Annotated in this window: 23 protein-coding genes; 9 read left to right on the forward strand and 14 right to left on the reverse strand. The window is 64.1% G+C overall.

Annotated features, from left to right (window positions below):
- A partial coding sequence (locus DY467_RS23530; protein ID WP_164639371.1) for an aldo/keto reductase occupies positions 1 to 737 on the reverse strand: 737 nt, incomplete at its 3' end.
- 202 nt (positions 738 to 939) lie between these two features.
- Entirely contained in the window at positions 940 to 2148 is a 1209-nt protein-coding gene (locus tag DY467_RS23535) for an ABC transporter substrate-binding protein (RefSeq protein WP_164639373.1), read from the reverse strand.
- A 102-nt stretch (positions 2149 to 2250) separates the two neighbouring features.
- Between DY467_RS23535 and DY467_RS23540 the strand changes: the two genes are divergently transcribed.
- Entirely contained in the window at positions 2251 to 2946 is a 696-nt protein-coding gene (locus DY467_RS23540; protein ID WP_164639375.1) for a sulfite exporter TauE/SafE family protein, read from the forward strand.
- A 251-nt stretch (positions 2947 to 3197) separates the two neighbouring features.
- Here DY467_RS23540 and DY467_RS23545 read toward each other — a convergent pair whose 3' ends face one another.
- A complete protein-coding gene (locus DY467_RS23545; protein WP_107343645.1) occupies positions 3198 to 4412 on the reverse strand; it encodes a GGDEF domain-containing protein in 1215 nt (404 codons plus the stop codon).
- A 372-nt stretch (positions 4413 to 4784) separates the two neighbouring features.
- Between DY467_RS23545 and DY467_RS23550 the strand changes: the two genes are divergently transcribed.
- Both DY467_RS23550 and queD read left to right on the forward strand, forming a co-directional pair.
- The gene (locus DY467_RS23550; RefSeq protein ID WP_164639377.1) at positions 4785 to 4982 is read left to right on the forward strand and encodes a histone; all 198 of its coding nucleotides are present in this window, start codon (positions 4785 to 4787) and stop codon (positions 4980 to 4982) included.
- 209 nt (positions 4983 to 5191) lie between these two features.
- The gene (gene queD / locus DY467_RS23555) at positions 5192 to 5554 is read left to right on the forward strand and encodes a 6-carboxytetrahydropterin synthase QueD (RefSeq protein ID WP_011157217.1); all 363 of its coding nucleotides are present in this window, start codon (positions 5192 to 5194) and stop codon (positions 5552 to 5554) included.
- Positions 5555 to 5620: 66 nt separating this feature from the next.
- Here the strand turns inward: queD and DY467_RS23560 are convergent, their stop codons facing one another.
- Both DY467_RS23560 and DY467_RS23565 read right to left on the reverse strand, forming a co-directional pair.
- Complete coding sequence (locus DY467_RS23560) at positions 5621 to 6211, reverse strand: hemerythrin domain-containing protein (protein ID WP_107354844.1); 591 nt, start codon at positions 6209 to 6211, stop codon at positions 5621 to 5623.
- Positions 6212 to 6352: 141 nt separating this feature from the next.
- On the reverse strand, positions 6353 to 9265 hold the full coding sequence (locus tag DY467_RS23565) for a heavy metal translocating P-type ATPase (protein WP_164639379.1): 2913 nt from the start codon (positions 9263 to 9265) through the stop codon (positions 6353 to 6355).
- 51 nt (positions 9266 to 9316) lie between these two features.
- Between DY467_RS23565 and DY467_RS23570 the strand changes: the two genes are divergently transcribed.
- On the forward strand, positions 9317 to 9592 hold the full coding sequence (locus DY467_RS23570; RefSeq protein ID WP_011157220.1) for a metal-sensitive transcriptional regulator: 276 nt from the start codon (positions 9317 to 9319) through the stop codon (positions 9590 to 9592).
- A gap of 30 nt (positions 9593 to 9622) precedes the next feature.
- Here the strand turns inward: DY467_RS23570 and DY467_RS23575 are convergent, their stop codons facing one another.
- The 8 genes from DY467_RS23575 to DY467_RS23610 all read right to left on the reverse strand — a co-directional run bounded on the left by DY467_RS23575 (position 9623) and on the right by DY467_RS23610 (position 16890).
- Positions 9623 to 10306 (reverse strand): hypothetical protein, encoded by a 684-nt coding sequence (locus DY467_RS23575; RefSeq protein WP_164639381.1) that lies wholly within the window; start codon positions 10304 to 10306, stop codon positions 9623 to 9625.
- 106 nt (positions 10307 to 10412) lie between these two features.
- A complete protein-coding gene (gene hpaD, locus DY467_RS23580; RefSeq protein WP_164639383.1) occupies positions 10413 to 11264 on the reverse strand; it encodes a 3,4-dihydroxyphenylacetate 2,3-dioxygenase in 852 nt (283 codons plus the stop codon).
- A 26-nt stretch (positions 11265 to 11290) separates the two neighbouring features.
- The gene (locus tag DY467_RS23585) at positions 11291 to 11833 is read right to left on the reverse strand and encodes a VOC family protein (RefSeq protein WP_164639385.1); all 543 of its coding nucleotides are present in this window, start codon (positions 11831 to 11833) and stop codon (positions 11291 to 11293) included.
- Positions 11834 to 11989: 156 nt separating this feature from the next.
- The gene (locus tag DY467_RS23590) at positions 11990 to 12292 is read right to left on the reverse strand and encodes a preprotein translocase subunit YajC (protein ID WP_107354848.1); all 303 of its coding nucleotides are present in this window, start codon (positions 12290 to 12292) and stop codon (positions 11990 to 11992) included.
- A gap of 255 nt (positions 12293 to 12547) precedes the next feature.
- Entirely contained in the window at positions 12548 to 13897 is a 1350-nt protein-coding gene (gene hemN, locus DY467_RS23595; protein ID WP_107354849.1) for an oxygen-independent coproporphyrinogen III oxidase, read from the reverse strand.
- A 28-nt stretch (positions 13898 to 13925) separates the two neighbouring features.
- Positions 13926 to 14636, reverse strand: a complete 711-nt coding sequence (gene bchJ / locus DY467_RS23600; protein ID WP_164572332.1) for a bacteriochlorophyll 4-vinyl reductase — start codon at positions 14634 to 14636, stop codon at positions 13926 to 13928.
- On the reverse strand, positions 14608 to 16305 hold the full coding sequence (gene bchE, locus DY467_RS23605; protein WP_107343654.1) for a magnesium-protoporphyrin IX monomethyl ester anaerobic oxidative cyclase: 1698 nt from the start codon (positions 16303 to 16305) through the stop codon (positions 14608 to 14610). Before bchE ends, bchJ begins: the two co-directional genes overlap by 29 nt.
- Before the next feature lie 156 nt (positions 16306 to 16461).
- On the reverse strand, positions 16462 to 16890 hold the full coding sequence (locus DY467_RS23610; protein ID WP_164572331.1) for a hypothetical protein: 429 nt from the start codon (positions 16888 to 16890) through the stop codon (positions 16462 to 16464).
- 221 nt (positions 16891 to 17111) lie between these two features.
- On the opposite strand from DY467_RS23610, the gene DY467_RS23615 reads away from it, so the two are divergent.
- Positions 17112 to 17852: a metallophosphoesterase family protein gene (locus DY467_RS23615; RefSeq protein WP_164572330.1), complete on the forward strand. Its 741-nt coding sequence runs from the start codon at positions 17112 to 17114 to the stop codon at positions 17850 to 17852.
- Positions 17853 to 17855: 3 nt separating this feature from the next.
- Complete coding sequence (locus tag DY467_RS23620; RefSeq protein ID WP_164639387.1) at positions 17856 to 19295, forward strand: serine/threonine protein kinase; 1440 nt, start codon at positions 17856 to 17858, stop codon at positions 19293 to 19295.
- Positions 19296 to 19341: 46 nt separating this feature from the next.
- On the opposite strand, the gene DY467_RS23625 is transcribed toward DY467_RS23620, so the two are convergent.
- Positions 19342 to 19992: a BON domain-containing protein gene (locus DY467_RS23625; RefSeq protein ID WP_164639389.1), complete on the reverse strand. Its 651-nt coding sequence runs from the start codon at positions 19990 to 19992 to the stop codon at positions 19342 to 19344.
- 385 nt (positions 19993 to 20377) lie between these two features.
- Between DY467_RS23625 and DY467_RS23630 the strand changes: the two genes are divergently transcribed.
- The 3 genes from DY467_RS23630 to DY467_RS23640 all read left to right on the forward strand — a co-directional run bounded on the left by DY467_RS23630 (position 20378) and on the right by DY467_RS23640 (position 26204).
- A complete protein-coding gene (locus DY467_RS23630; protein WP_164639391.1) occupies positions 20378 to 22729 on the forward strand; it encodes a phosphoketolase family protein in 2352 nt (783 codons plus the stop codon).
- Between the two features lie 178 nt (positions 22730 to 22907).
- On the forward strand, positions 22908 to 23411 hold the full coding sequence (locus DY467_RS23635; RefSeq protein WP_164639393.1) for a response regulator: 504 nt from the start codon (positions 22908 to 22910) through the stop codon (positions 23409 to 23411).
- Between the two features lie 642 nt (positions 23412 to 24053).
- Positions 24054 to 26204 (forward strand): methyl-accepting chemotaxis protein, encoded by a 2151-nt coding sequence (locus tag DY467_RS23640; RefSeq protein ID WP_164639395.1) that lies wholly within the window; start codon positions 24054 to 24056, stop codon positions 26202 to 26204.
- Positions 26205 to 26506 lie beyond the last annotated feature (302 nt).

The following is a 26506-nucleotide window of genomic DNA, read 5'->3' on the forward strand; positions in this document are numbered from 1 at the left end:
AGCTTCAGCGACTCGGGCCGCCACTCGGTCTGCAGCATCCGCTTGTCGGCGCGGCCGGCGCGGCTGTCCTTGTCCGGTTGCGCGTCGGGCGCGTATTTGCCGGTCAGGACGCCGCGCGCCAGCGGCGAATAGGGGACGATCCCGAGACCATAGAAGCCGCAGGCCGGGATGTGCTCGACCTCCGGCATTCGGTTCATGGCGTTGTAATACGGCTGGCTGACCACTGGGCGGTCGATGCCGAGCCGGTCGCAGATGTTGCAGATCTCGGCGACGCGCCAGGCGCGATAATTCGACACGCCGAAGTAGCGGATCTTGCCGGCGCGGATCAGATCGCCGATCGCCCGCACCGTTTCCTCAAGCGGCGTCGCATGGTCTTCGCGGTGCAGATAATAGATGTCGATCCAGTCGGTGCCGAGGCGCTTGAGGCTTTCATCGGCTGCCTGCAGCACGCGGCGGCGCGACAGCCCGGCGCGGTTGGGGCCGTCCCCCATCGGATTGGCGACCTTGGTGGCGAGGATCCAATGCTCACGATGTCCCGCGATCGCGCGGCCGACCACCTGCTCGGAGCCGCCGGTCGAATAGACGTCGGCGGTGTCGATGAAATTGATTCCAGCGTCGCGCGCCTTGTCGATGATCCGCGCCGACGTCGGTTCGTCGGTGGCGCCGCCGAACATCATCGTGCCGAGGCACAGCGGCGAAACCTTCAGGCCGCTACGGCCGAGCGAACGATAGTCCATGGGGCTTCCTTCGAGATCATTCTAGACGCGGCAATGCTGGCGGCGGCCACCGCATCTCAGACCATAGCCGCCCGCGGCCGTCATTGCGAGGAGCGAAGCGACGAAGCAATTCACCTCCGACCACCGGGCTGGATTGCTTCGCTTCGCTCGCAATGATGGAGAGAGGCATCGAGACTCTCGCTGCCTTCGAAGTCAGCGCCCGCTACTTCTTCACCAGCGGGCAGGCAGGATCGGGTGGGCCAAACGCAGCTTCGCCGGGGATGTGAGCCAGGATCTTGTAATAGTCCCACGGATATTTCGATTCCTCCGGGGTCTTCACCTGCACCAGCATCAGGTCGTGGACCATCAGCCCATCCTCGCGCAGCTTGCCGCCGCGGGCAAAGAAGTCGTTGACCGGCTTCTCCCGCATCTTGGCTGCGACCTTCAAGGGATCGTCGGTCCCGGCGTCCTTGATCGCCTGCAGGTAATGCATGGTCGCCGAATACACGCCGGCCTGCCACATCGTCGGCATCCGGTTCATCTTGGCGAAATAGCGCTTCGACCATTCGCGGGTCTGGTCGTCCATGTCCCAATAGAACGACGTCGTCAGCAGCAGTCCCTGCGCGGTGGGCAGGCCGAGCGAATGCACGTCGGTGATCAGCGCCAGCAGCGCCGCCATCTGCTGGCCGCCCTTGAAGATGCCGAACTCGCCGCCGGTCTTGATCTCGTTGACGTTGTTGGGCGGGCCGGCCGCAATGCCGATGATCTTGGCCTTCGAAGCCTGCGCCTGCAGCACGAACGACGACACGTCCGAGGTCGCGAATGGCGGCCGCACCGAGCCGAGCACCTTGCCGCCGGTCTTGGTGACCATCGCGGCGGCGTCTTTCTCCAGCGATTGGCCGAAGGCGTAGTCGTCGGTGATGAAGAACCAGGTGTCACCGCCGCGCTTCACCACCTCCTGCGCGGTGCCGACCGCGAGGGCGTGCGTGTCGAACACCCATTGCATGGCGTAGGGGCTGCAGAACTTGCCGTGGAAGTCCGCCGCGCCGGTCGACTGGGTGATGAACAGCCGCTTCTTCTCATTGGCGATGTTCTGCACCGCGAGGCCGACGGCGGAGACCGGCACGTCGAGGATCAGGTCGACCTGCTCGACGTCGTACCAGCGCCGCGCCAGCGTGGCGCCGATATCGGGCTTGAGCTGATGGTCGCCGACGATCACCTGGATCGGCTTGCCGAGCACAGTGCCGCCGAAATCGTCGACCGCCATTTGCGCCGCGGTGACGGACCCCTGTCCGGTCGGTGTCGAGGCAGGGCCGTTCATGTCGGTGAGGACGCCGAGCTTGACGACGTCGTCGGAGACTTGCGCGCGGGCGATGGACGCTGACAGCAGCGCAGCCGTCATCATCGCCGCCGCGATCGATCTGGCGATCATTCGTTTCTCCCTTGTTCCGGCTCTGCGGCCGTGTTGTGATTAAGAAACTTACACCATTCTGCCGCCACCGCAATTTACCGGCGGTGTGACGACCAGGGGCCGATGTTCGCGATACTGGGGTTGGGGTTTCTGCTCGGGATGCAGCATGCGCTCGAGGTCGATCACATCGCCGCGGTGTCGACGATCGCAGCGCGGCGCAGCGGCGTCGCCGATATCGTCAAGCACGGACTGACCTGGGGCCTCGGCCACACGCTGACGCTGTTCCTGTTTGCGGGCCTCGCGCTGGTGATCGGCCACGCGATCCCCGAGCAGATCGCCCAGCCGCTGGAGGGAGCGGTCGGCTTCATGCTGGTGGCGCTTGGTGGGCATCTGCTGTGGCGGCTGTGGCGCGACCGGGTTCACGTCCATGTCCATCAGCACGGCGACGGTGTCCGCCACCTCCATTTGCACAGCCATGCCGACAGGCTCAGCCACGACGCGCCCAGTGCGCATCGGCATGAGCACGGCTTTCGCTGGCGGACGCTGCTGGTCGGGCTGATGCACGGCATGGCCGGCTCGGCAGCGCTGTTGGTGCTGGCGGTGTCGCAGGCGCCGAGCCCGGCACAGGGGCTCCTTTACGTTGCGCTGTTCGGACTGGGCTCGATGGTCGGAATGGGGGCGCTATCGGCGGTGATCGCGGTGCCGGTGGTGATCTCGGCGCGCTCGCTGACGACCGCTAACCGCCTGCTGCAGGGCGCGGTCGGTGTCCTCACGATCGCGATCGGGGTGAGCACCATCCACGCGACCCTGCTCGCTTAGAGCATCTCTGCTTTTGACAGAATCAGGACCGAACTTCCTAGCGGTCGCAGCTCGTAGAGCCTCATGGTGAGGAGGCGCAAAGCGCCGTCTCGAACCATGTACCGCAGGCGATGTGGCTCCTCATCCTTCGAGACGCCCGGCTTTGCCGGGCTCCTCAGGATGAGGACTTCGGACGCTTGGCAAAGGCCAAATCCGCTTCAATCAATCGATGAAGCGCTCTAGAGCGAAGCAAGGCGCCGGCGGGCGCAGCGTCAGGCGATCTTGCGCAGCGTCTCAGGTGAGGGGAGATGGGTTTCGGGCGGCGGCTCGGGGGCCGGCTCGTACACCGCGTAGCGGTCCTTGCCGAGCTTCTTGGCGTTGTACAGCGCGACATCGGCGGCTGCGATCAGTCGCTCAGGGTGGAGGCCGATCTGCGGGGTCCACTGCGCGACGCCGATCGACGCTGCGATCTTGATCCCAGCCTCGCCGCGGGCCGACACGGCGCGGCTTTCGTCCAGGATATAGCGGGCGATCATGACGCCTTCGCGCAGCGTGGTCCCCGGCATCACCACGCAGAATTCGTCGCCGCCGGCGCGTGCCAGCAGATCGCCGGGGCGCAGCCGTGACTGCGCGGCCCGCGAGAACCGGCGTAGGCATTCGTCGCCGGCTGCATGGCCGTGACCGTCGTTGATCGCCTTGAAGCCGTCGAGGTCGATCGCCAGCACGGCGAACGGCTCGCCGGTGCTCATCGAAACCGTGCACTGCTCCGACATCCGCTGCAGCAGATGCCGGCGGTTGGAGACGCCGGTGAGGTCGTCGAGCAGCGCGAGATTTTCAACTTCCGAGCGCAGCCGGTCGATCGCCATCAGCAGGAAGGCGAAATTCCATGTCATCGACAGGAACACCAGCGCCAGCACCAGCCCGGCCTGGAAGTCGTTGAAGTGAACCAGCGAGAGTTCGCCGCCGACGCCCATCATCGCCGCGATCGAGCGCACCACATAGACCGCTACGATCAGGCTGGCGATCACGCCCGCCATCCGTGCGCCCGGGTTGCGCCGCCCCACCTTGGACATGACCAGCGGCAGCGTTAGGGCAGTCGGGATCAGCTGTGCCATCGAGTACACCACGATCCGCATCGCCATCGAGTCGACGACAAAGATGAAGAAGCTCAGCCCAGCCGCGACTGCGCCCGTGACGATGAACGCCATCGTCCACGGCACGCGGCGGCCGTAGAACTCGTACATGCCCATCGCGGACAAACAGCAGGCGAAGACCACCAGTGTGCCGCCGCCGATCAGCGAGAGTTCGACATTGATCACGAGGCGGAGCATGCCGACAACCGCGCCCGTCGCCAGCACGAAGCAGGCTGCCGTCATATAACGGGCGGGCGTGAAGTTCGGATAGTTACGGGTGACGTGGACCCACACCAGGCCCAGCGAAACGAAATTGATCAGGAAGACGATCCAGAGCGTCGGCATGCTCAACATGCGTGCCTCCACTCGATGGAGGCCACCCAACCTCCGATTGTTATCTGCCGTCCGCCCATGACTACTCCCAAAGTTGAGCGGAGGGTGCGCCGCGAGCGTTTAACGGACTCTGATCATGCTTCGCAAAAATACGAGTTGGTTTTGAAACGGTGAACGGCGCCGCACCATTGCGTGACAGTCGCTGTTCACTCGCCATTAACGATGCGAATTGCGCGAAATAAGCGAACAATTGTGGATAACAACGCGAAATATCTTCGTCAGCCGATAGAAGCGGCAGCGAATCTGTTCCGATCAAAACGGAGGCGGTTGCAAGATCGGCGAGCCCGGTACCGTCTCGCGTGGCGTTAGTATCCATCAGCTCGAGAGGACGAGATGGCGAAGAAAGCCAAGAAGGCGAAGACCGTCGCCAAGGCCAAGAAGGCCAAGACGGTGAAGAAGGCCGCCAAGAAGGTCACGAAGAAGGCGACGAAGAAGGCCGCCAAGAAAGCGACGAAGAAGGCGACCAAGAAGACCGTGAAGAAGGCCAAGACGGCTAAGAAAGCCAAGAAGGCCAAGAAGGCCAAGAAGTAACTGCCACGGAGGCGCCCCGGCGGGGCGCCTCCGCCGGCCGCCCACGGTATCGGCGGCCTGAGCGGCATGCCGAGGCAGAGCGGCCCTGCGGCTGGCGGACTTGCCCGGCGGCAGTTTTGGGGGCATAGCCGGCTTCAAATGCGGCAGCCGCTCTTATAGGGTCCCGCCGACGTTCCTGCCGGCACCCGCCGCCCCAACCCCCAAGACCGATGAAGATCACCCAAGCGTTCCGCTTCGAAGCCGCCCATTATTTGCCCAACGTGCCGGAAACCCACCGCTGCAAGCGGATGCATGGGCATTCCTATCGGGTCGAATTGCAGCTCAGCGGGCCGATTAATCCGGTCACCGGCTTCGTGCTGGACTTTTTCGAGATCGAGGCCGCGTTCGGGCCGCTATTGAAGCGGCTCGACCATTACTGTCTCAACGAGGTCGAGGGGCTGGAAAATCCGACCGCGGAGAACATCGCGATCTGGATCTGGCGGCGCACCAAGCCGGAACTGCCGCAGCTTTGCGGCGTGCGGGTGTACGAAACTTCGGATTGCTGGGCCGATTACGCCGGCGAAGACGATTGACGTCTCGGGCGGCTCAGAGGCCGCCCACACAGATAGGTCCGCGGCAGATGTGGACCGAGGCGCCGGTCAGGCGCGCACCGCCGCGGTCTTGTTGCGGTCGGCTGCGGTTTCCTGCTCCCAGCGCAGGATGGTCGCATACAGGTTCTGGAATTTGCTCGCGGTCTCGCCGTCGAACATTGGATCCTTGCGATCGTCGATGCGCGCGTCGATCTTCGCCCAGTCTTCCGGAGTCAGCGTTTCGAGCGCGGCCGGGAACAGCAGCTGTTCTTCCTTCAGCATGTGGCGGCGCTGGTGCTCGATGAAGTCGCGCGCCGCAGCGTGGAAGGTCTGGCGCGGCAATTCCTGATCGGCGAGCACATCGTCCACCACCTTGGCGAAGTTCGCGAGGCGATCGACTTCCAGCTCGTGCTCTTTCTCGATGTCACCGACCGTGCCGGCAACCGCGGGATTACGCTCCTTCAGGATGCGATAGACGACGTCTTCCTTCGGGTGGTGACAGGCTTCCGGGTACTCCTTGAAGTACTGAATAATGGCCTGGAAGATTTCGTAGTCGGGTCGCTCGCGGCGATCGAAGACGCTGAGCTCTTGTTCGAGCACGTCGAGCAGGCGCGCGATGTTGCGGTGCTCGTCGTTCAGCAATTCAATGATTCGTGACATGGCCGACCTCGATGTCGCTATCCGCAAATACGCAGCGATTTGCGGCAAACCTTCGCGACCGCAAAATACGTCCAATCGATCGCCAATCCTTGCGTTAGATCAACTGGACGCAGGCGGCTATCAGTCGCAACCGCGCTGCTGTTACAACGCGGTGCGGCGCAGGCGGAGCGCGTTGCCGATCACGCTGACCGACGACAGCGACATCGCGGCAGCGGCGATAATCGGCGACAGCAGCAAGCCGAAGCTCGGATACAGAATGCCGGCCGCGATCGGAATGCCGGCCGAGTTGTACACGAAGGCGAAGAACAGGTTCTGCCGGATGTTGCGCATCGTCGCCTGCGACAACTTGCGGGCGCGAACGATGCCGCCGAGATCGCCCTTGAGCAGCGTGACGCCGGCGCTTTCCATCGCCACGTCGGTCCCGGTTCCCATCGCGATGCCGACGTCGGCGGCAGCCAGCGCCGGGGCGTCGTTGACGCCATCGCCGGCCATCGCCACCACGCGGCCCTGCTGCCGCAGCTTCTCGACCACTGCGCTCTTCTGATCCGGCAATACCTCGGCCTCTACGTCGGCGATACCGAGCTTGCGGGCGACCGCGCTTGCGGTGACGCGGTTGTCGCCGGTCAGCATGATCACCTTGATGCCGTCGGCGGCGAGCGCGGTCAGGGCCTCAGGCGTCGAGGGCTTCACGGCGTCGGCGATGGCGAACAGCCCAGCGAGGCGGCCGTCGATCGCGACGTGCACCACGGTGTCGCCGTCGCCGCGCAACTGCTCGGTCTTGGCCGCGAGCGAAGCTGTGTCGATACCGAGCGAGGCGAGATACGCCGGATTGCCGATCACTACCGTCCGGCCTGCGACCGTGCCGGTCGCGCCCTTACCGGTGGGGGCGTCGAAACCGGTGACGTCGGCGAGATCGAGGTTGCGCTGCTTGGCGGCGCGGACGATGGCGTCGGCGAGCGGATGCTCACTGGCGCGCTCGACGCTGGCGGCAAGCCGCAGCAATTCGGCTTCATCCGTTCCGTCCGCGGTCACGATCGCCACCACGCTCGGCCGGCCTTCAGTGAGCGTGCCAGTCTTGTCGATCACCAGGGTGTCGACCTTCTCCATGCGCTCCAGCGCCTCGGCATTGCGGATCAGCACGCCGGCCTGCGCGCCGCGGCCGACGCCGACCATGATCGACATCGGGGTCGCGAGGCCGAGCGCGCACGGGCAGGCGATGATCAGCACGCTGACGGCGGCGACCAGTGCAAAGGTCAGTCGCGGTTCCGGACCAAAGGTGGCCCAGGCCGCAAAGGCAACGATGGCGGCGAGCAGCACCGCCGGCACGAACCAGCCGGCGACCAGATCGGCGACGCGCTGGATCGGTGCGCGCGAGCGCTGGGCCTGCGCCACCATCTGCACGATGCGCGACAGCATGGTGTCGCGGCCGACCTGATCGGCGCGCATCACGAAGCCGCCGGATTGATTCAGCGTACCCGCCACCACCTTGCCGCCGGTCTCACGGCTCACCGGCATCGACTCGCCGGTGACCAGCGATTCATCCAGTGTGCCGCGGCCTTCGATGATGGTGCCGTCGACCGGCACCTTCTCGCCGGGACGCACACGCAGCCTATCGCCGACGCTGAGACTATCGATCTCGACCTCGTGCTCGCTGCCATCGGCCTCGATCTTGCGGGCGGTTTTCGGCGCGAGCCCGAGCAGCGCCTTGATGGCGCCGGAGGTGGCTTCACGGGCGCGCAGTTCGAGCACCTGTCCGAGCAGGACCAGCACGGTGATCACGGCGGCGGCTTCGAAATACACCGGAACGGTGCCGCCATGGCCGCGGAAGGCGGGCGGGAATAGCTGCGGCGCGACGGTTGCCACCAGGCTGTAAACGTACGCGACGCCGGTGCCCATCGCGACCAGGGTGAACATGTTGAGGTTGCGCGTCACCACCGACTGCCAGCCGCGCACGAAGAACGGCCAGCCGGCCCACAGCACGACGGGCGTTGCGGAGACGAGCTGAATCCAGTTCGACAGCGCCGGATCGATCAGGCCGTGGCCGCCGACGAGATGACCGCCCATCTCGAGCACAACAGCCGGCAACGCCAGCACGAGGCCGATCCAGAACCGGCGCGTCATGTCGACCAGCTCGGGGTTTGGCGCGTCATCGAGCGACACCAGCTCCGGCTCCAGCGCCATGCCGCAGATCGGGCAGGTGCCCGGGCCGACCTGGCGGATCTGCGGATCCATCGGGCAGGTGTAGATGGTGCCTTCCGGCACGTCGGCGGCCGGCTTGGCCTTGCTCTTATCCAGATACGACACCGGGTCGGCGGCGAACTTGGTTTGGCAGGCTTCGCGGCAGAAGTGATAGGTCGTGCCCTTGTAGGCAAAGTGATGCTTGCTGGTGGCGGGATCGACCTTCATGCCGCACACCGGGTCGATCACCTTGCCGTCGTCAGCGGGGGCGCCGTGATGATGGTCGGCGTGGTCGTGGGCACCGCCGCAACAGGACGAGCTGGCCGCCTTGGTCAGATAGCGCTGCGGATCGGCCGCGAACTTCGTCCGGCAACCGCCGCAGCAGAAGTGATAGGTGGTGCCGTCGTGTTCGAAGCTGTGCTTGCTGCTGGCGACATCGACGGTCATACCGCAGACCGGATCGATCGCCTTCGCTTCCGGAGTTGCGTGATGATGCGCGTGGTCACTACCACCGCAGCATGAAGACTTCGCCGGCAGTTCCGTCAGTTGATGCAGCTTCGGGGCTGCCTTCGGTGGCAGGGTGAAGGGCTGTGCGGCCTTTGCCAGCACGCCGGCCGGATCGGCTGCGAAAGTGTCGCGGCAACCGCCGCAGCAGAAATAGTAGGTCTGGCCGTTGTGATCGAAGCGATGCTGCGCGGTCGCGGTGTCGACGGTCATACCGCACACCGGGTCGGTCGCCGTTGTCGCGGCGGACGCCGAAGCGCTCGCTGTTCCTCCGCAGCAGGACGAGGTTGCGGGCGCATTCGCCTCTGCAGAATCGCAGCAGCCCGTGTTCTTGACAGAGGCGTCTTGCCCCGCATGCTCCGCGTCGCGCATTGCGTCACCCTGGCGCTTGTAACCCATACCGTGTAGGGGTATATATCCGACATGCACAAAGACATCAAGGCGTCGTGCCAAAAACGGCTGGGGCGGATCGAAGGGCAGGTGCGCGGCATCTCCAAGATGGTGGAGGAGGGGCGCTACTGCATCGACATCGTCACCCAGATCTCAGCGGTCCGCGCCGCGTTGCGGCGGGTGGAGGAGGAAGTGCTGAAAGATCACGTCGCGCATTGCGTCGAGCACGCGATCGCCAGCGGTGACAAAGCCGATCAGCGCCAGAAGATCGCGGAACTGATGGATGTGATCCAGCGCTCCGGCCGCTGAACCGGAGGAGTGAGTCGGCGAGGTCTGCGCTCAGCGACGTTGCGCGGTGGTCGTTGTCGATGTCCCGAACAGCGAGGTTTTCACCGCGCTGAAGCCGGCGGAGAGCTGAGTCAGACCGCAGGACAACGGATCATTGCTGCCGCAGGCGTAGCGCTGCGGCTCCGTCGCGCGTTTGCGCTCGGCGCGCTTCTTCTCAGCGCGAGGTCGGGTCTTGTCAGCGGCGGCACGGGGCTTGTCAGCTGCAGAGCGCGGCTTATCAGCAACAACGCGGGGCTTCGGCAGTGGGGGCGGTGGCTCGGCGGCCGTCGCCTGTTGCTGCAGGGCGGCGAGCTGCTGTTGTTTGGCGGTGAACGCCGCCACGATCATCTGCCGCCGGCGCTCGTCGAGGAACGCGGTGTACTCCTCGTCGATCTTCCGTAGCTCGGCGGCCGTCGGATTCGGGCCGGCGATATCGAAGCTGCGGTTCTGCATGAAGTCGAAATAGGTGTAGCCGCCGCCGGGTTTGCGCCGGCCGGCGAACTTGGCGTCGCACTGAGTTTGCAGCGCCGCCTTGGCGTCCTGAGTGGCCCCCTTGGTCTCGCCCTTGGCGATGCAGTCCTCGTAATCGACCGGCTCTTTGTTCGGCCACCACTGCGCCTGAGCACGCGTCGCCGGCGCCGCGATCCCGATCAGGATCGCGAGCTGAAGCACTCCGAGATGGCTTACTCCGGTCATGCCTGTCCCGCGGCTTGGGTAGCGGCGTATTATTCCGGATTCCGCCGGGGACGAGGCGGTTTGTCAAGGCACCGGGGCGGTTCTGAGCGCTGAATACACGTGCAAATTAACTCACATGAAATTCGACATTGACCTGGCCGGAGCCGCTGGAGGGGAAATAATTGCATAATGGCTCGGCTTCGCCGGTGTAATCGTCCCACCCGAGCGCCGCGAACAGCATCACCGTGTCGGCCATGCCACCTTCGCCATTGCATTTCACTGCGTAGTCCGGAAGCATCGCGGTGAATTCCCGGTAGCGCCGCTCCTGCCAGAGCTGCAGGACCCGCAGGTCGACCTGACGGTTGAACTCACTGGCGATGGTGGTCCAAGCATCGGGGCCGAAATCCTTGTTCGGCCACAGCCGATGCGACAGCGAGCCGGAAGCAAGGATCGCAACGCGTTCGTCGGAGGCATCGATCGCGCGGCGGGTTGCTTCACCGAGCGCGCGGCTTTCCTCGATTGACGTGAACAGTGGCGAGGCGATCGAAACGACCTTCGCCCAGCCGTCGGGATTGAGATAGTGCATCGGCACGATGGTGCCGTACTCCAGTCCGAGCGTCGGTACCTGATGCGCCAGGACTTTCAGTCCACGGCTCTGTGCCTCGACGGCGATCGCCTGCGCTAAGGCCGGATCGCCCGGCAGGTCGTAGCGCAGGTCCTGAATCATATGCGGTGCCTCGTGGCTGGTGAACGAGCCACGGTGCTGCATATTGGCATTGATGTGATAGCCGAAGTTCGACAGCCAATGCGTGTCGAACACCACGAAGGTTGTGACCTCGCGCTCCTTTGCGCGACGGCCAAGTTCGCGAAGCGCCGCGACGGCGTCGGCGCGCGCCTGCCGCAGCGGACTGTCGGAGGTCTCCGACAGCATCAGTGAGGGGACGTGACTGACCTTTGCCGCCAGCACCAGCTTGCCCATCATGCAACTCCCGAGTCGTGCTGGTGCTATTCGGCGTCGGCGAATTCTTTTTGGTGCAGCCACGCGGTGTGGCGCGGCGGCTTCTTGGTCACCGCCCATTCGTCGACCATCGCGTGGGCGACGCTCTTCATCTGGGAGAGCTGCTCCGGCGTCGCGGTCCAGGCGGCGACCTCGAGCCGATGGCCGCTCGGATCTCGGAAGTAGATCGACTTGAAGATGGTGTGATCGGTCGGCCCGACCACGTCGAGACCTTCGGCTTCGGCGCGCTGCTTCGCCGCCATCAGCGCATCGACGTCATCGACCTGAAAGGCGATGTGCTGGACCCAGTCCGGGGTGTTCGGGTCGCGGCCCATCGGCGGCGAGTTCGGCAGCTCGAAGAACGCCAGGATGTTGCCGGCGCCGGCATCGAGGAAGATGTGCATGTAGGGATCGGGCGCCTTGGTCGACGGCACCTTGTCCTCGGCGATCGCGCCGATCAGCTCCATCCCCATCACCCGCCCGTAGAACGCGACGGTTTCCTTGGCGTCTTTGCAGCGATAGGCGACGTGATGGATCTGCTGGATTTGCATGATGTCCTCCCGATTGTTTTGTGCATTTGATCCGCATTGGATCAAACCAGCCTGTCGGGAGGTTGACGTGGATCAACGATCCAGCCGCCGGCGTAAGAGACGTCGGCCGGCGAGCTTGGCGTCGGCAGGGAGTCGGCGCGAGGCAGTCAGGAGGGATCAGGCGGCGCGGTTATCCGCCAGCACCGACTCGGCGTGCTCGATATGTTCGAGCTCCGAGAGCTTGGTGGTGGTCTTGCCCCGGCACGACCACGAGATCTGCGCTTCGTCACCGTTGATCGACAGGATGATGCCGGTGGCGCCGCCCTGGGTGGTGACTTCGTCGCCGACCGAGAACGTTTCGTTGGCGAGTGCGGCTTCCAACGCGGCACGGAGGCAGAACAATTCGTTGCCGTTGGCGGCGCGGAATGCGGCGGCGGCCTTGGCAACCATGTCGTCGGTGACTTTGAGTTTGTGGGCCATTGCACGTACCTCGATTGGTTCGATCGTGGAGGGCTGCGACGTTGCCGACCCGCACGGGAAGAACCACGCGGCGATTAGGCTGCTAGATGTGGTATTTTCCGTTAAAGATGCAGCTCCGTAAGGATACTGATGACTGCTAGAATTACCGTCGGCGGTAATAATCCACCCAACTGCGAAATTGCAATTGAGCTGCATCAAAACGACAAACGCGCGCCGAAGCGCGCGTTTTCGTGTTTGGTAAAATTGTAAGGTCGGTCAGACCGCGATCGAGTGCCGGACCGACGAGTTGCGGAGGTAGGTGTCGAACACCGACGCCACCACGCGCGACAGCCGGACGCCTTCCGGCGTCAGCGTCACCTTGCTGCCATTGCACACCACGGCGCCGTCGCGCTGCAGTTCGGCGAGCGACTCCTGCTCCGGTGCGTACCAGTCATCGGCACAGCCGAACGCCTTGCCGGCGGCGGCGAGATCGACCTTGCCGTCGCACATGATGCGTTCGATCACGTGGGCGCGGAGATTGTCCTGCTGGGTCAGGGCGTGACCACGCGCCACCGGAATCTTGCCGGCTTCGACCGCGCGCGCCCAGGCGCCGGTCTCGCTGATGTTCTGCACGTAGCCGCTCGGGGTGCGGCCGATCGAGGTGGCGCCGAGCCCGATCAGGGTCTGCGCCGCATCGGCGGTGTAGCCCTGGAAGTTGCGGTGCAGCTCGCCGGTCTTGGCGGCAACCGCCAGCGAGTCGCCCGGCAGAGCGAAGTGGTCGATGCCGATGCGGACGTAGCCGCCCTTGACCAGCGCTTCCGCAGCGGTGTCCGCCTGGGTCGCGCGCAGCTCCGGCTTCGGCAGCGACTCGTCCGGGATCATTCGCTGGTTCTTGGCGACCCACGGCACGTGGGCGTAGCCGAACAGCGCGACCCGGTCGGGCTTCATCTCGACGCACTGTTCGACGGTGCGGCGCAGGTCTTCGGCGGTCTGATAGGGCAGGCCATAGATCAGGTCGAAATTGATGCGATCGACGCCGGCGGATTTGAACAGCTGCATCGCGCGCGCGACCATTTCCGGCGGCTGGACGCGGTTGATCGCTTCCTGCACCTTCGGGTCGAATTCTTGCACGCCGAAGCTGGCGCGGGTGAAGCCGAGCTCGCCGATCTTGGCGGCCATGTCTTCGGTCAGCGTACGGGGATCGCTCTCGATCGCGATCTCTGCGTCGGGCAAGAACTCGAAACGCTCGCGCAGCAGCGTCATCAGCGCGCCGAGATCCTGCGGATCGATGACCGTGGGTGTGCCGCCGCCGAAATGCAGATGGCGCACCGGCATGGTGCCGGGCAGGGCGTCGGCGACCAGATCGATTTCGTCGATCAGGTGTTCGACGTAGTCGGCGACCGGGTCGTACTTCGCCGCAAGCTTCATGTTGCAACCGCAGTACCAGCACATCTGCTTGCAGAACGGCACGTGCAGATACAGCGAGACCGGCTCGTCGGTATCGAGCTGAGCGAGCCAGCCGCGATAGATCGACTCCGGGAAGTCCTTCGCGAAATGCGGCGCGGTGGGATAGCTGGTGTAGCGCGGCACCGAGCTCTTGGCGTATTTGTCGAGGGCAGACGACATCGTCGTGATCTCTCTGATCGCCCGCGGATCAACGCGCGGAAAGGGTTTCTGATTGGCCTGCGATCGGCTCTGATCGCCTGCTGGCGTAAATGTTGGCGGCGTCGGGGATCGAGGTCCAATCCGCCACGAAGCGACAGCAATTGTCGCCATGTGCTCCGCATGCCGTCTCGGTCACTCGTGTATAGGGCGACACCAACGACTGGAATAGCCGTTGAAATACGGAGGCGTGCCAGACGCAGACATTGTGATCGGCGTGTTCGCCAGCGCACAACGGATTGGCGGCGATCTCGAACGTCACGGTCTTGCCGGCGTGCGCGGAGAATTTGCCGGAACCCGCAAAGGTCCAGGCGTGCGCGGTGATCGCCTTGGTCAGCATCTTGGCTGCGATCGAGGCCGGCATGATCTTCAGCACCGCCTGCGCGAGCTTCGGAATCCGGTTGGCCAGAATGTAATCGCCGGTGCGCAATCCCGCGTCGGCGAGAACCTCCGCGGCCTGCTGCTGCGGCAGCACGCGGCGCACCGCCTGATGGATTGCTGCCACGGGGCGTTCATCGACCATCGCCGACGGCGGTGCGGCGAGCCAGTCGCTTGCCGCCGCCTCGGAGAAGATCTCTTTCGCGGCCGGCTGCAGGCCGGCCGCGTCGAGCGCGTGGATCAGTTGGATGACGGCATTGGGTCCGATTTCGGACACCGACGAATGCGTCTCCACGTCAGTGACGGGTCGCCGAACCTGCGTCATGGGTGGTATCCGCCATGCGGCTGGTTACGGTCTTGGCGAGCGCTGCCTTGGCATCGGCTTCGCTCTCCTCCATCTGCTCGGTGCCGCCGCCGCAGGCCGAGACGATGGCCATCTGCGAGGCCGCCGCCTTGCGGGAGCGGTCGGCGTTGGCTTCCCAGTCCGCCATCTGCGCGTGCGAGATCTTGCGGGTGGTGTCGAATTGGAAGTCGACCTTCTTCTTCGACTGCGGACCCCAATAGCCGACCCGGCCGAGGTCGTAGAACTTGCGCTCGAAGCCGGCCTTGAGGAACGCCTTCAGACAGCCCAGCAGGTAGCGGCGCCGGCGTCCCGTTCCCGACCAGGGATACGAGAAGAACGCCTTGTACATGTAGAACCGGCGATAGTTGTTCATCACCCGGTCGAGCAGTTCGCCGCGCTCCATCGCCGCCGGCTTCACGATCGGCGTGACGAAGTTGTACTTGGCGAAGTCGAACACCTCGACCTTGTCGGACAGCTCCTTGAACAGCGGAGTGAACGGCCACGGGGTGTACATCGACCAGTTGGCGAGGTCCGGCTTCCAGTCCATCGCCATGCGGTAGGTCTCTTCCAGCGTCTCCGGGGTTTCGGAGTCGAGACCGACGATGAACTGGGCTTCGACGACGATGCCGGCTTCGCGGAGCAGGCGGATCGCCTTCTTATTGTCGGAGATCTTGGTCTCCTTGTTGAACAGGTCGAGCTTGAGCTGAGCCGCCGCTTCGGTGCCGAGCGAGACGTGCATCAGGCCGGCTTCGTTGTAGAACTTCAGCAGCTGCTCGTCGCGCAGAATGTCGGTGACGCGGGTGTTGATGCCCCACTGCACCTTCTTGTTCAGGCCGCGCGCGATCAGTTCTTCGCAGAACTGGATGAACTTCTTGCGGTTGATGGTGGGCTCTTCGTCGGCGAGGATGAAGAAGCCGACGTCGTACTTCTCGACCAGCTCCTGGATCTCGTCGACCACCTTCTTCGGGTCGCGGACGCGGTAGTCGCGCCAGAACTTCCACTGCGAGCAGAACGAGCAGGTGAACGGACAGCCGCGCGCCATGTTCGGGATCGCCACGCGGGTGTTCATCGGAATGTAGCGATACAGATTCCAGTTGAGCACGCCCCAGTCCGGCTTGATGGCATCGAGGTCCTTGACCGTCGGAGCCGCCGCGGTGGCGACGATCTGGCTTTCGCCGTTGGAGCCTTCGGTGTAGGCGAGGCCCTTGATCTCGGAGCGGTTCGCCGGCCAGTTGCCCGAGGCAACAGCGCGCGCCAGCTCGACGACGATCTCTTCGCCTTCACCGCGGACGATCACGTCGACCCACGGCGCTTCGCTCAGCACCTGCTGATACATGAAGGTCGCGTGCACGCCACCCAGCATGGTGACGATCTTCGGGTTGATCTGCTTGGCGACCTTCAGTGCTTCTTCGGCCGCGTAGATCGAGGGGGTGATCGATGTGGCGCCGACCAGGTCGGGCTGATAGTCGGAGATGATCTTGGCGAGACCCTCATTGGAGATCTCTTCGGTCATCGCATCGACGAATTTGATGTCGGTGAAGCCGTTCGCCTTCAGCGCGCCCGCCAGATAGGGGGCCCATGCCGGCGGCCAGTGGCCGGCGATCTCCGCGCCACCGGAATGATAATTCGGGTGAATGAGAAGGATGCGCACTGACTTTCTCCCATGATTGTCAAGAAACGATGACATGTGCGATGTCAACGATTGTTGACGCAGATCAAACGAATGGTGCTTTGGTACTCGGCGAGACGCGTCCGCGTTTCGCCGCTGAGAAATCGCGGCAAGTAGCGCCGCGCAGATCGGAAGGAATCACGACTCCGCTACGAAGTTGGCGTCGTGGCTGAGAGCGTCCAGCGTATCGACGTTCAAGCAGTAGCGCTGATAGCCGGGGATCAGCGTACCGGCCGCGATATCGGCGTCGCACTCCTGCTTGTGCTCACACACGGCGCAGGTGCGCCGCAGATCGTTAAGTAGCATCGGCTCCTTTTCGGCGAGCGCGCGGATGCTGATGCGCAGCGCTTCGAGCAGGCAAGGTAACTCCTTGGCGCTGGTCCCCTTGGTCGCAAGCGCGCGAACTTCGGCTGGCGACAGTCCGAGGTCCTTGACCATGTTGGCCATGGCCAAGCCGAAAGCTTCGAGCTCGCTCGGACTTCCTGCAATCTCTTCCCACTCTCGGACGACGTCGGCGACGGCTTCTGTCACGGGCGCATTTCTTGTCGGCTTGCCGGGTGCGGTCATAAGCGCCTCCAACGCAACTTGCCGCGCGATATACTCATACAAGCCCGCACCTCCCATTGCGCTGGATCAAGGAGTGCAACGCGGTTGCGATCGATCAAAGACAGGCCGTAAACTCCGGCCGGGCCGTGCGAATTTTCGCCTGAGGCGGACGCGTGCCGGCGCCATAACGACGATGGGAAGACGCCCCTGCGGGGGCGGTAAAGGAAGCAGGAGGGGGCGCGGTGCTGCTGGGGCTTTTTGCCGACATTCACGCCAATCGGCCGGCGTTCACTGCATGCCTTGCGAATGCGCGCGAGCGCGGCATCGAGCGCGTCGTTCTATTGGGCGATTACGTGGGCTACGGCGCCGACCCGGACTGGACCGTCAGCACCGTCCGCGACCTGGTCGCCGACGGCGCGGTCGCGGTGCTCGGCAATCACGATGCCGCGATCGGTAATCCAAAAGTGCAGATGAATGCCGAAGCGGAGGCCGCGATCGAGTGGACGCGCGGCCAGCTCGATTCGGCGCAGCGCAAGTTCCTCGCCGATCTGCCGATGCGGCACGAAGAGCACAGCCTGCTGTTCGTACATTCGGAAGCGACCCGGCCGGAGTCCTGGATCTACGTCACCGACACATCGATCGCCTCGCGCAGCATGCAGGCGGTGTCGGCTCACGTTACCTTCTGCGGCCATGTCCACAAGCCGGCGCTGTATTCGCTCTCCGTCACCGGCAAAATGACGACCTTCGTGCCCACCACGGACGTGCCGGTGCATCTGCTGCCGGGGCGGCAGTGGCACGCAGTGCTGGGTTCGGTCGGCCAGCCGCGCGACGGTAATCCGGCTGCGGCCTATGCGCTGTACGACACCGTCAAGCACGAGCTGACTTATTGCCGAGTCGCTTATGACGCTAGCGAGGCGGCGCGGCGCATTCGCGACAACGGCCTGCCGCTGTGGCTCGCCGACCGCTTGCTGGTGGGGCGCTAAAGGATGGACCAGCCTTCCTTCGAGCCCGGCTCGACGCTCGACGGTTTTACGATCGAGGAAGCGATCCATCGCGGCGGCATGGCGACGCTGTTCAAGGTGCGGCGTGACGGCGACCCGATGCCGATGGTGATGAAGATCCCGCGGATGGGTGAGGGCGAGGATCCGGCGGCGATCGTCAGCTTCGAAATGGAGCAGATGCTGATGCCGCGGCTGTCGGGACCGCACGTCCCGAAATTCGTGGCGATGCGCGACTTCTCCACCCAGCCTTACATCGTGATGGAGCGCATTGCCGGAGAGCCGCTGCTCGCGCGGTTGCCGGAGCTTCCGCTGGCCTATGACGAGGCCGTGGCGATCGCAGCCAAGATCGCTACCGCGATCGCCGACCTGCATCGTCAGCACGTCATCCACCACGACATCAAGCCGAGCAACATCATGTTCCGGCCGAGTGGCGAGGCGGTGCTGCTCGACATGGGGCTGGCCTGCAGCGATCAGTTGCCGGACTTGATGCAGGAAGAGTTTCGCCTGCCGTTCGGCACCGCGCCCTATATGGCGCCGGAGCGGCTGCTCGGCGCGCGTGACGAGCCGCGCAGCGATCTGTTTGCGCTCGGCGTGCTGCTGTATTTCTTCACCACCGGGGTACGGCCGTTCGGCGAAACCGAGACGATGTACGGCATGCGCCGCCGGCTGTGGCGTGATCCGCATCCGCCGCGCAAGCTGCGCCCCGACTATCCGCTGTGGCTGCAGGAGATTGTGCTGCGCTGCCTGGAGATTCAGCCCGAGTGGCGCTATCCGACCGCCGCGCAGCTGGTGTTCGACCTGACGCATCCCACCGAGGTGAAGCTGACCACGCGCTCGGAGAAGCTCAAGCACGATCCGCTGCGCACCGTGCTGCGCCGCCGGTTCAACAAGGAGCTGACCCGGCCGCGCGCTGTGGAAACGATGGCGGCTCACTTGGCGTCGGCGCCGATCGTGGCGGTGGCGATCGATGTTGCAGAAGGCTCTGGGCCGCTCAACGATGCGCTCCGTACCACGGCCTCGCGCATCCTCGCCACGCTGCCGTCGGCGCGGCTCGCCTGCCTCAACGTGCTCAAGCTCGGCCGCATGACGATCGATCGGACGCTCGACGAGCACGGCCACAACAAGCACGTCGATCGTCTGGTGCAGCTTCGGCATTGGGCTGAACCGCTGAAGCTCTCCGACGACCGCCTCACCGTGCACGTGCTCGAGGCGGTCGATCCGGCGTCGGCGATTCTGGAATTCGCCCAGGCCAGCCGTGTCGATCACATCCTGATCGGTGCGCGGCGTAGCTCGGTGCTGCGCTCGCTGCTCGGCAGCGTCTCGGCCAAGGTCGCCAGCGAAGCCGGCTGCACGGTGACGATCGTGCGTGAAGCGCAAGTTGCGCCGCCGCGCAGCGCGCCGCGTGCCGCCGCGCAGGATGCATGATCCCGCTTAGGGCTCGCTAAAGCTCAATAGGTTCGGGAAACGCTGGTCAGTTGATCATCAAGCGGTCATCGACCGCTGCTACGCCCGGAGTCGACCATGCGGCATTTTGTGCCGCGCGACGTTCGTCCCAAGTGTCGACCCGGCCTTCCAGGATCACGATGTTGCCGTTCTTCACCGTGACACGGATGGTCTTCGATCCGATCTCGGCGTGGCGGCGCAGCGCCGACTCGATCTTGTCGCGGATGCAGGAATGATCGGCGAGCGGATTGTTGATGACGATGTTGTTGGTGACGCCCATCACGCCGGCGAGCTTGCGGACATCGTCCTCGGCCGCGGCGCGTTCGAAGTGCCAATCGACCGTGCCGCTCAGCGTCAGCCAGCCGTTCTCGACCTGAACGTCGACCGAGCTCGACGGAACCAGCACATTCCATTCGAGGAGATCGCAGGCGCGTTGTGCGATCTGATCGTCGGCGGCGCGATTGAACGGCGAGCGGACTTCGAGATGGTCGGTGATCGCGTGCACGCCTTTGACGCGGCGCGTCGCTGCGATCGCCGCGACCTTATCGGTGTAGCTGATGACGTGACCACTGAGGATCACTCTGTCGGCCTCGACAGCAACCTTGATGTGGCCGCTGTTGAAGCTCGGATCGAATTCGAACTCGTCAAGGATGTTTTGACGAAGCTGGGACTCGGACATTCGTGGCCTCAAGAGTACCGCTACGCTGACGCGCGGCATCTTGGTTGCTGGCGCTGCAAACACATTGATCAGAATCAACGAGATCCAACCTTTGCGATTGATCCGCATCAAACCTCAGCGGGGTCGGTGCGTCGCGGCACTGTCATTGATCCGGCTGCGTGCTGGTGTGCGGCAATCGGCACGCGATTGCTGCATGATTGCTCACATTGCGTTGCGTTCGCGCATGACTATGTCACGCAAAGCTGACATTGTTTGCAGCCATCATCGCCGTGCGCGGGGGGCGCGCCGCACCGTGTGACGTGGAAGTGAACCCGCCTGCAGGGCACCGGCCCTGCATCTGCGCCGCCCTGGCGCGCCTCGACTGATAGATAATCTGGAGATGATGATGTCCGACGTGTTGTCCAACGATCTGTTGCAGAAGATGGACGCCTATTGGCGTGCCGCGAACTATCTGTCGGTTGGACAGATCTATCTGCAGGACAATCCGCTGCTCGATCAGAAGCTGCAGCTCGACCACATCAAGCCGCGCCTACTGGGACACTGGGGTACGACTCCCGGCCTCAATATGCTGTACGTGCATCTCAACCGGCTGATCACCGCGCACGACCTCGACATGATCTACATCATCGGCCCGGGCCATGGCGGGCCAGGTCTGGTCGCCAACGCGTATCTGGAAGGGACCTATACCGAACGCTATCCGGCGATCGAGCGCAGCCGCAACGGTATGCAGCGCTTGTTCCGGCAGTTCTCCTGGCCGCATGGCGTGCCGAGCCACGTCTCGCCGGAAACGCCCGGCTCGATCCATGAGGGCGGCGAACTCGGTTACTCGCTCGCGCACGCCTATGGCGCAGCGTTCGACAATCCGAATCTGATCGTCGCCTGCGTGGTCGGCGACGGCGAGGCCGAAACCGGCGCGCTGGCGACCAGCTGGCACTCCAACAAGTTCCTCAATCCGGCGCGCGACGGCGCGGTGCTGCCGATCCTGCATCTCAACGGCTTCAAGATTGCCAACCCGACCGTGCTGGCGCGGATCACGCCGCAGGAACTGACCGACCTGATGCGCGGCTATGGCTACGAGCCGTATTTCGTCGAAGGCGACGACCCGGCGGTGGTGCACCAGACGCTGGCTGCGACCCTTGAACGCGTGCTCGGCGAGATTCGCTCGATTCAGGACAAGGCGCGCAACCACGGCGCCACCGAGCGGCCGCGCTGGCCGATGATCGTGATGCGGACCCCCAAGGGCTGGACCGGTCCCAAGCACGTCGACGGCAAGCCAGTCGAAGGCACCTGGCGGGCCCATCAGGTGCCGATCGCGGACTTCAAGAATCCCGAGCATCTGACGCTGCTCGAAGACTGGATGCGCAGCTACCGGCCCGATGAGCTGTTCGACGCCACCGGCAAGCTGCGTGACGAGCTGCAGGCGCTGGCGCCGACCGGCCGCCGCCGCATGAGCGCCAATCCGCACGCCAACGGCGGCGAACTGCTCGAGCCGCTGTCGCTGCCCGATTTCCACGACTACGCGGTGACGCTGACCGGGCCCGGCGCACTGAAGGCCGAGGCGACTCGGGTGCTCGGCACCTTCCTGCGCGATGTCATGAAGAACAGCCTCGACAGCCAGAACTTCCGGCTGTTCGGGCCGGACGAGACCGCGTCGAATCGGCTCGATGCGGTGCTGCAAGTCTCGCCGAAGGAATGGATGGCGGCGATCGAGGACGTCGACACTGATCTCGGCCCCGATGGCCGGGTGATGGAGGTGCTGAGCGAGCATCTGTGCCAGGGCTGGCTCGAAGGCTATCTGCTCACCGGCCGACACGGCTTCTTCTCGTGCTACGAGGCGTTCATCCACATCATCGACTCGATGTTCAATCAGCACGCCAAGTGGCTGAAGGCGTGCGCCACGATCCCGTGGCGGAAGCCAATCGCTTCGTTGAACTATCTGCTGACCTCGCACGTCTGGCGCCAGGATCACAACGGCTTCTCGCACCAGGATCCGGGCTTCATCGACCACGTTGCCAACAAGAAAGCGAACGTGGTGCGGATCTATCTGCCGCCGGATGCGAACTGCCTGCTGTCGGTCGCCGACCACTGCCTGCGCAGCCGCAACTACGTCAACCTGATCGTCGCCGGCAAGCAGCCGGAATGGCAGTGGCTGGATATCGACGCGGCGGTTCGTCATTGCACCGCCGGCGCCGGGATCTGGCATTGGGCCAGCGACGAGGGCGAGCCCGATGTAGTGATGGCCTGCGCCGGCGACGTGCCGACGGTCGAGACGCTGGCGGCGGTCAAGCTGCTGCGGGAGTACGTGCCGGACATCAAGATCCGTGTCGTCAACGTCGTCGACCTGATGGTGCTGCAGCCGAGCTCGGAGCATCCGCACGGCATGGACGACCGCCGCTTCGACGAACTGTTCACCACCGACAAACCGGTGATCTTCGCCTTCCACGGCTATCCGTGGTTGATCCACCGGCTGACCTACCGCCGCGGCAACCACGTCAACATCCACGTCCGCGGCTACAAGGAAGAGGGTACCACGACGACGCCGTTCGACATGGTGGTGCTGAACGACCTCGATCGTTATCGCCTGGCGCTCGACGCAATCCTGCGGATTCCGCGGCTCGCCGATCAGCGCGACGCTGCCACCTCGCGTTACTGGGCAACGATGCAGCGACACAAGCTGTATATCGGCGAACACGGCGACGATATGCCCGAGGTTCGCGATTGGCGTTGGTCGGCTTGACCTGAGTGACGGCTGAGGACCGGCGCGATCCGAACAATTGCGCCGATCCGGTCAAGGCATCGTCAACCAGCCACACATGGTGATGCGCCGTCCCGGCGCATTACCTCTTCGCATTAACCGACGGTTGCAGCACCCTCGCTATCGCTCGTCGATCGCGTGACGGGGTAGGAGCTGAGTGATGCGTCGTGAAGAGCGAACCGAGGCGGGGCAGGACGGCCTGCACGCCGACAAGCTGCTCGGCCTGCTGGATCTACTGGTGATCGATGACGATGCCATGCAGCGCATGCTGATTGCCGGCGCGGCCGAAAAGGCCGGCTACGCGGTCACCCACGCGGCGTCCTGCGCCGAAGGCATCGGCCTGATCCGCGGCAAGCATTTCGACTGCATCACGCTGGACCTCAAGCTGGAAGACGGCGATGGCGCGGACGTCATGCGTGCGATGGCGGCGGCGAAGTACGATGGGCCGATGATCGTCATCAGCGGCATGAACTCGCAGCATCGCCGCGCCTCGCGCGATCTGGCGCGGTCGCTCGGCATGGAGCTGCTGCAGAGCTTCCCGAAGCCGATCGATCTCGCCGCACTCCGCATCTCGCTCGCCAATCTGCGCAGCACCGTGGCCGGCCTGCCGATCGTTCATTCCTGGGGCGAGGTGTGCGGCCCCCGCTTCGAACGCAACGGCTGAGCGTCTCCGCCGCCGGTTCGCTTCGCATTAGATTCCGATGGTTTAGCGCGTGAGCGTCGCTACGGACTGTGGTTGAGACTGACTACGACGTTCGTCGTAGTTGTCGCTCGATTTGTGACCGCGCTTAACTCATCGTGACGCTCGAAGAGCGCACCGAACTGCCGTAAACGGCAAATCGATCGTATTTTCAGACAGTTTTACGAATAGGATAGAATTGGGTTCCTATCCTCGTGCTCGTACCAAGTAACTGTCCGGAAAACAGCTCCGGATCGTCGCGGAAATTGCCTGCTTTGATCACCGGTTACGAATGTCGGTGCAGCCGAGCAGATCGAGCCGTAGGTGTGAAATGTCGATTGTCATCCAAACGTTGATTGCGACCTTCGTATTCGATCCTGGTGATTGCACGAGGTCGATCACGGTTTGATCCGGTTTCTCGCGGGAAGTCTGAAATTGGACTGAATCCGAGGTCCGCAAAGTAGCTATCCCGTTTTCGGAATGCTTCACGCGCCGGTTGTACGACCCGCGCGGGCGGCCCGACCGTGCCGATGGCCCCGAGCCGCACTCGGTCCCGTGCTAGCCGCGCCTCAACAACAATGATCTCGTCTGCCCGAGCCGTCGGTTCGGTGGTGTTTGGAGTCTGAAATGCGGAAGAACTTGCCTGTGACCGACGACGAATACGTGCTCGACGACGGCACGCTGATCGTTTCGAAGACCGATGTCAAAGGCAAGCTGACCTATTTCAATGACCAGTTCGTCATCGCGTCCGGCTTCAGCGAGCAGGAGCTGATGGGGCAACCGCACAACATCGTGCGCCATCCCGACATGCCGCCGGAGGCATTCGAGAATCTGTGGGACACCCTCAAGGCGGGGCGGCCGTGGGTCGGCGCCGTGAAGAACCGGCGTAAGTCCGGCGGGTTCTATTGGGTACTCGCAAGCGCCACGCCGCTGTGGGAGAACGGCCAAGTCACCGGCTACATGTCGGTGCGGACCAAGCTGCCGGCCGATCAGCGCGCCGAAGCCGAACACGTCTACGGCTTGCTGCGAAACAACAAGGCGCAGGGCTACAAGATCGACGACGGCATCATCCGGCGGCGGTCGTGGTTCGACCGGCTCGGGATGTTCACCCGGACGCTGCGCTCGCGCCTCACCACGATGGTGGCGGTGCAGGCGGTGATCATGATGATCATCGGCGCTGCCGGCATCTTTGCGGTCCACAATATGGATCAGCGTCTGCAGTCGGTTTATGAGGATCGCGCCGTCCCGCTGGGGCAGCTCGCCGAGATCAACGAGCGTCTCCTCGACGACGCAATGGCGCTGCGCGGCGCGGTGGTTCGCGCCAAAGTCGGCAAGCAAATCCGCGACGTCGCCGGCCGCATCGCCGCCAACCGCGAACGCTCCGACAAGCTGCTCGCGGACTACACGACGACGCGCCTGTCTGCGGATGAAAAGGTGCTTGCGGGCAAGTTTGCGGCGGCGCGGCAGACTTATTTCAACGAAGTGGTCAGCCCTGGCATCGCGATGGTGGCGGCCCGGGAATTCGATCGGCTTGGTGAGTTGATGACCGGCCGTGCCGAAGAGCTGTTCAAGGCGACCAAGACCGAGCTCGACAAGCTGGTGGCGATGCAGGTGCAGGGCGCCCGCGCCGAATACGCCAGCGGCCAACGGGAATACGTCACCATGCTTGTGATCTCGGTCACGCTGCTGGTGATCGGCCTGATCCTCGGCGTCTTGAATGGCATGTTCACGACCCGCGCGATCACCGTTCCGCTGCAGCGGCTCAACACGGTGATGGGCAATATCGCGCAGGGTAAGTTCGACAGCCGCGTGGTGATCGAGCGCGACGACGAGGCCGGGGTTGCGCTCCGCAACATCCAGGCGATGCAAAACCCATTGTTCTTCAGCCGTCAGGAAGAGAACGATACTGCGCAGCGGATCGCCTTGCAGCGTAAGCGCGATATGCAGCGGCTGGCCGACGAGTTCGAAGCCGCGGTCGGGGAGATCATCGAAACCGTCTCGTCGGCCTCGACCGAACTGGAAGCCTCAGCCAGTTCGCTGACCGCCACCGCCGAACGCTCGCGCGATCTGACTGTCACGGTGGCGGCGGCGTCGGAGCAGGCGGCCACCAATGTGCAGTCGGTCGCCGGGGCCACCGAGCAGATGTCGTCGACTGTCAGCGAGATCAGCCGACAGGTGCAGGAGTCGGCGCGGATCGCAGTCGAGTCCGTCAGTCAGGCGCGGCACACGAATGATCGGGTGAGCGAGTTGTCGGAGGCCGCGGGACGGATCGGCGCGGTGGTCGAACTGATCAACAACATTGCCGGCCAGACCAATCTGCTGGCGCTCAACGCCACCATCGAGGCGGCGCGGGCTGGCGAGGCCGGTCGCGGCTTTGCCGTCGTCGCGCAGGAAGTGAAGATCCTCGCCGAGCAAACCGCCAAGGCGACCGGCGATATCAGCCAGCAGATCTCCGGCATCCAGGCGGGTACCGAGGAATCCGTCGCGGCGATCCGGCAGATCGGCGTCACGATCGACCGGATGGCGGAGATCGCTTCCACGGTGGCGTCGGCGGTCGAGCAGCAGGGTGCTGCAACGCAAGAAATCGCCCGCAACGTTCAGGAGGCGGCGCATGGCACCATCCAGGTCAGCTCGAATATCGCCAGCGTCCGCCAGGGCGCTGCCGAGACCGGATCGGCGTCGTCTCAGGTCCTGGCGGCGGCCCAGGCGCTGTCGCACGACAGCAACCGGCTGAAGGCCGAGGTCAGCCGCTTCCTCAGCACGGTTCGGGCCGCCTGAGCGCGGTCCGCGGCCGGTCTGCGCCGCGCCCGCGAATGGCTCGTACTCCTACGTGCTGCAAAATTAACGAGAGCGTAGGCGACCGCCGGATATGGCTGGCAGTGGACATAAATTCCGCTCGTTGAGTTGGACGGCCGCGGGTCCTGCGGTCACCGGTGTGTAGGTAAAAGGCGTAACGCGTATGGACGATCTTCTTCGTGAGTTTTTGACGGAGACCTTCGAGAGCCTGGACACGGTTGACAACCAGTTGGTCCGGTTTGAGCAGGAGCCGAACAACGCGAAGATATTGGACAATATTTTTC

It is taken from the genome of Rhodopseudomonas sp. BR0G17, from assembly GCF_010907025.1.
GTDB classification, from domain to species: domain Bacteria; phylum Pseudomonadota; class Alphaproteobacteria; order Rhizobiales; family Xanthobacteraceae; genus Rhodopseudomonas; species Rhodopseudomonas palustris_H.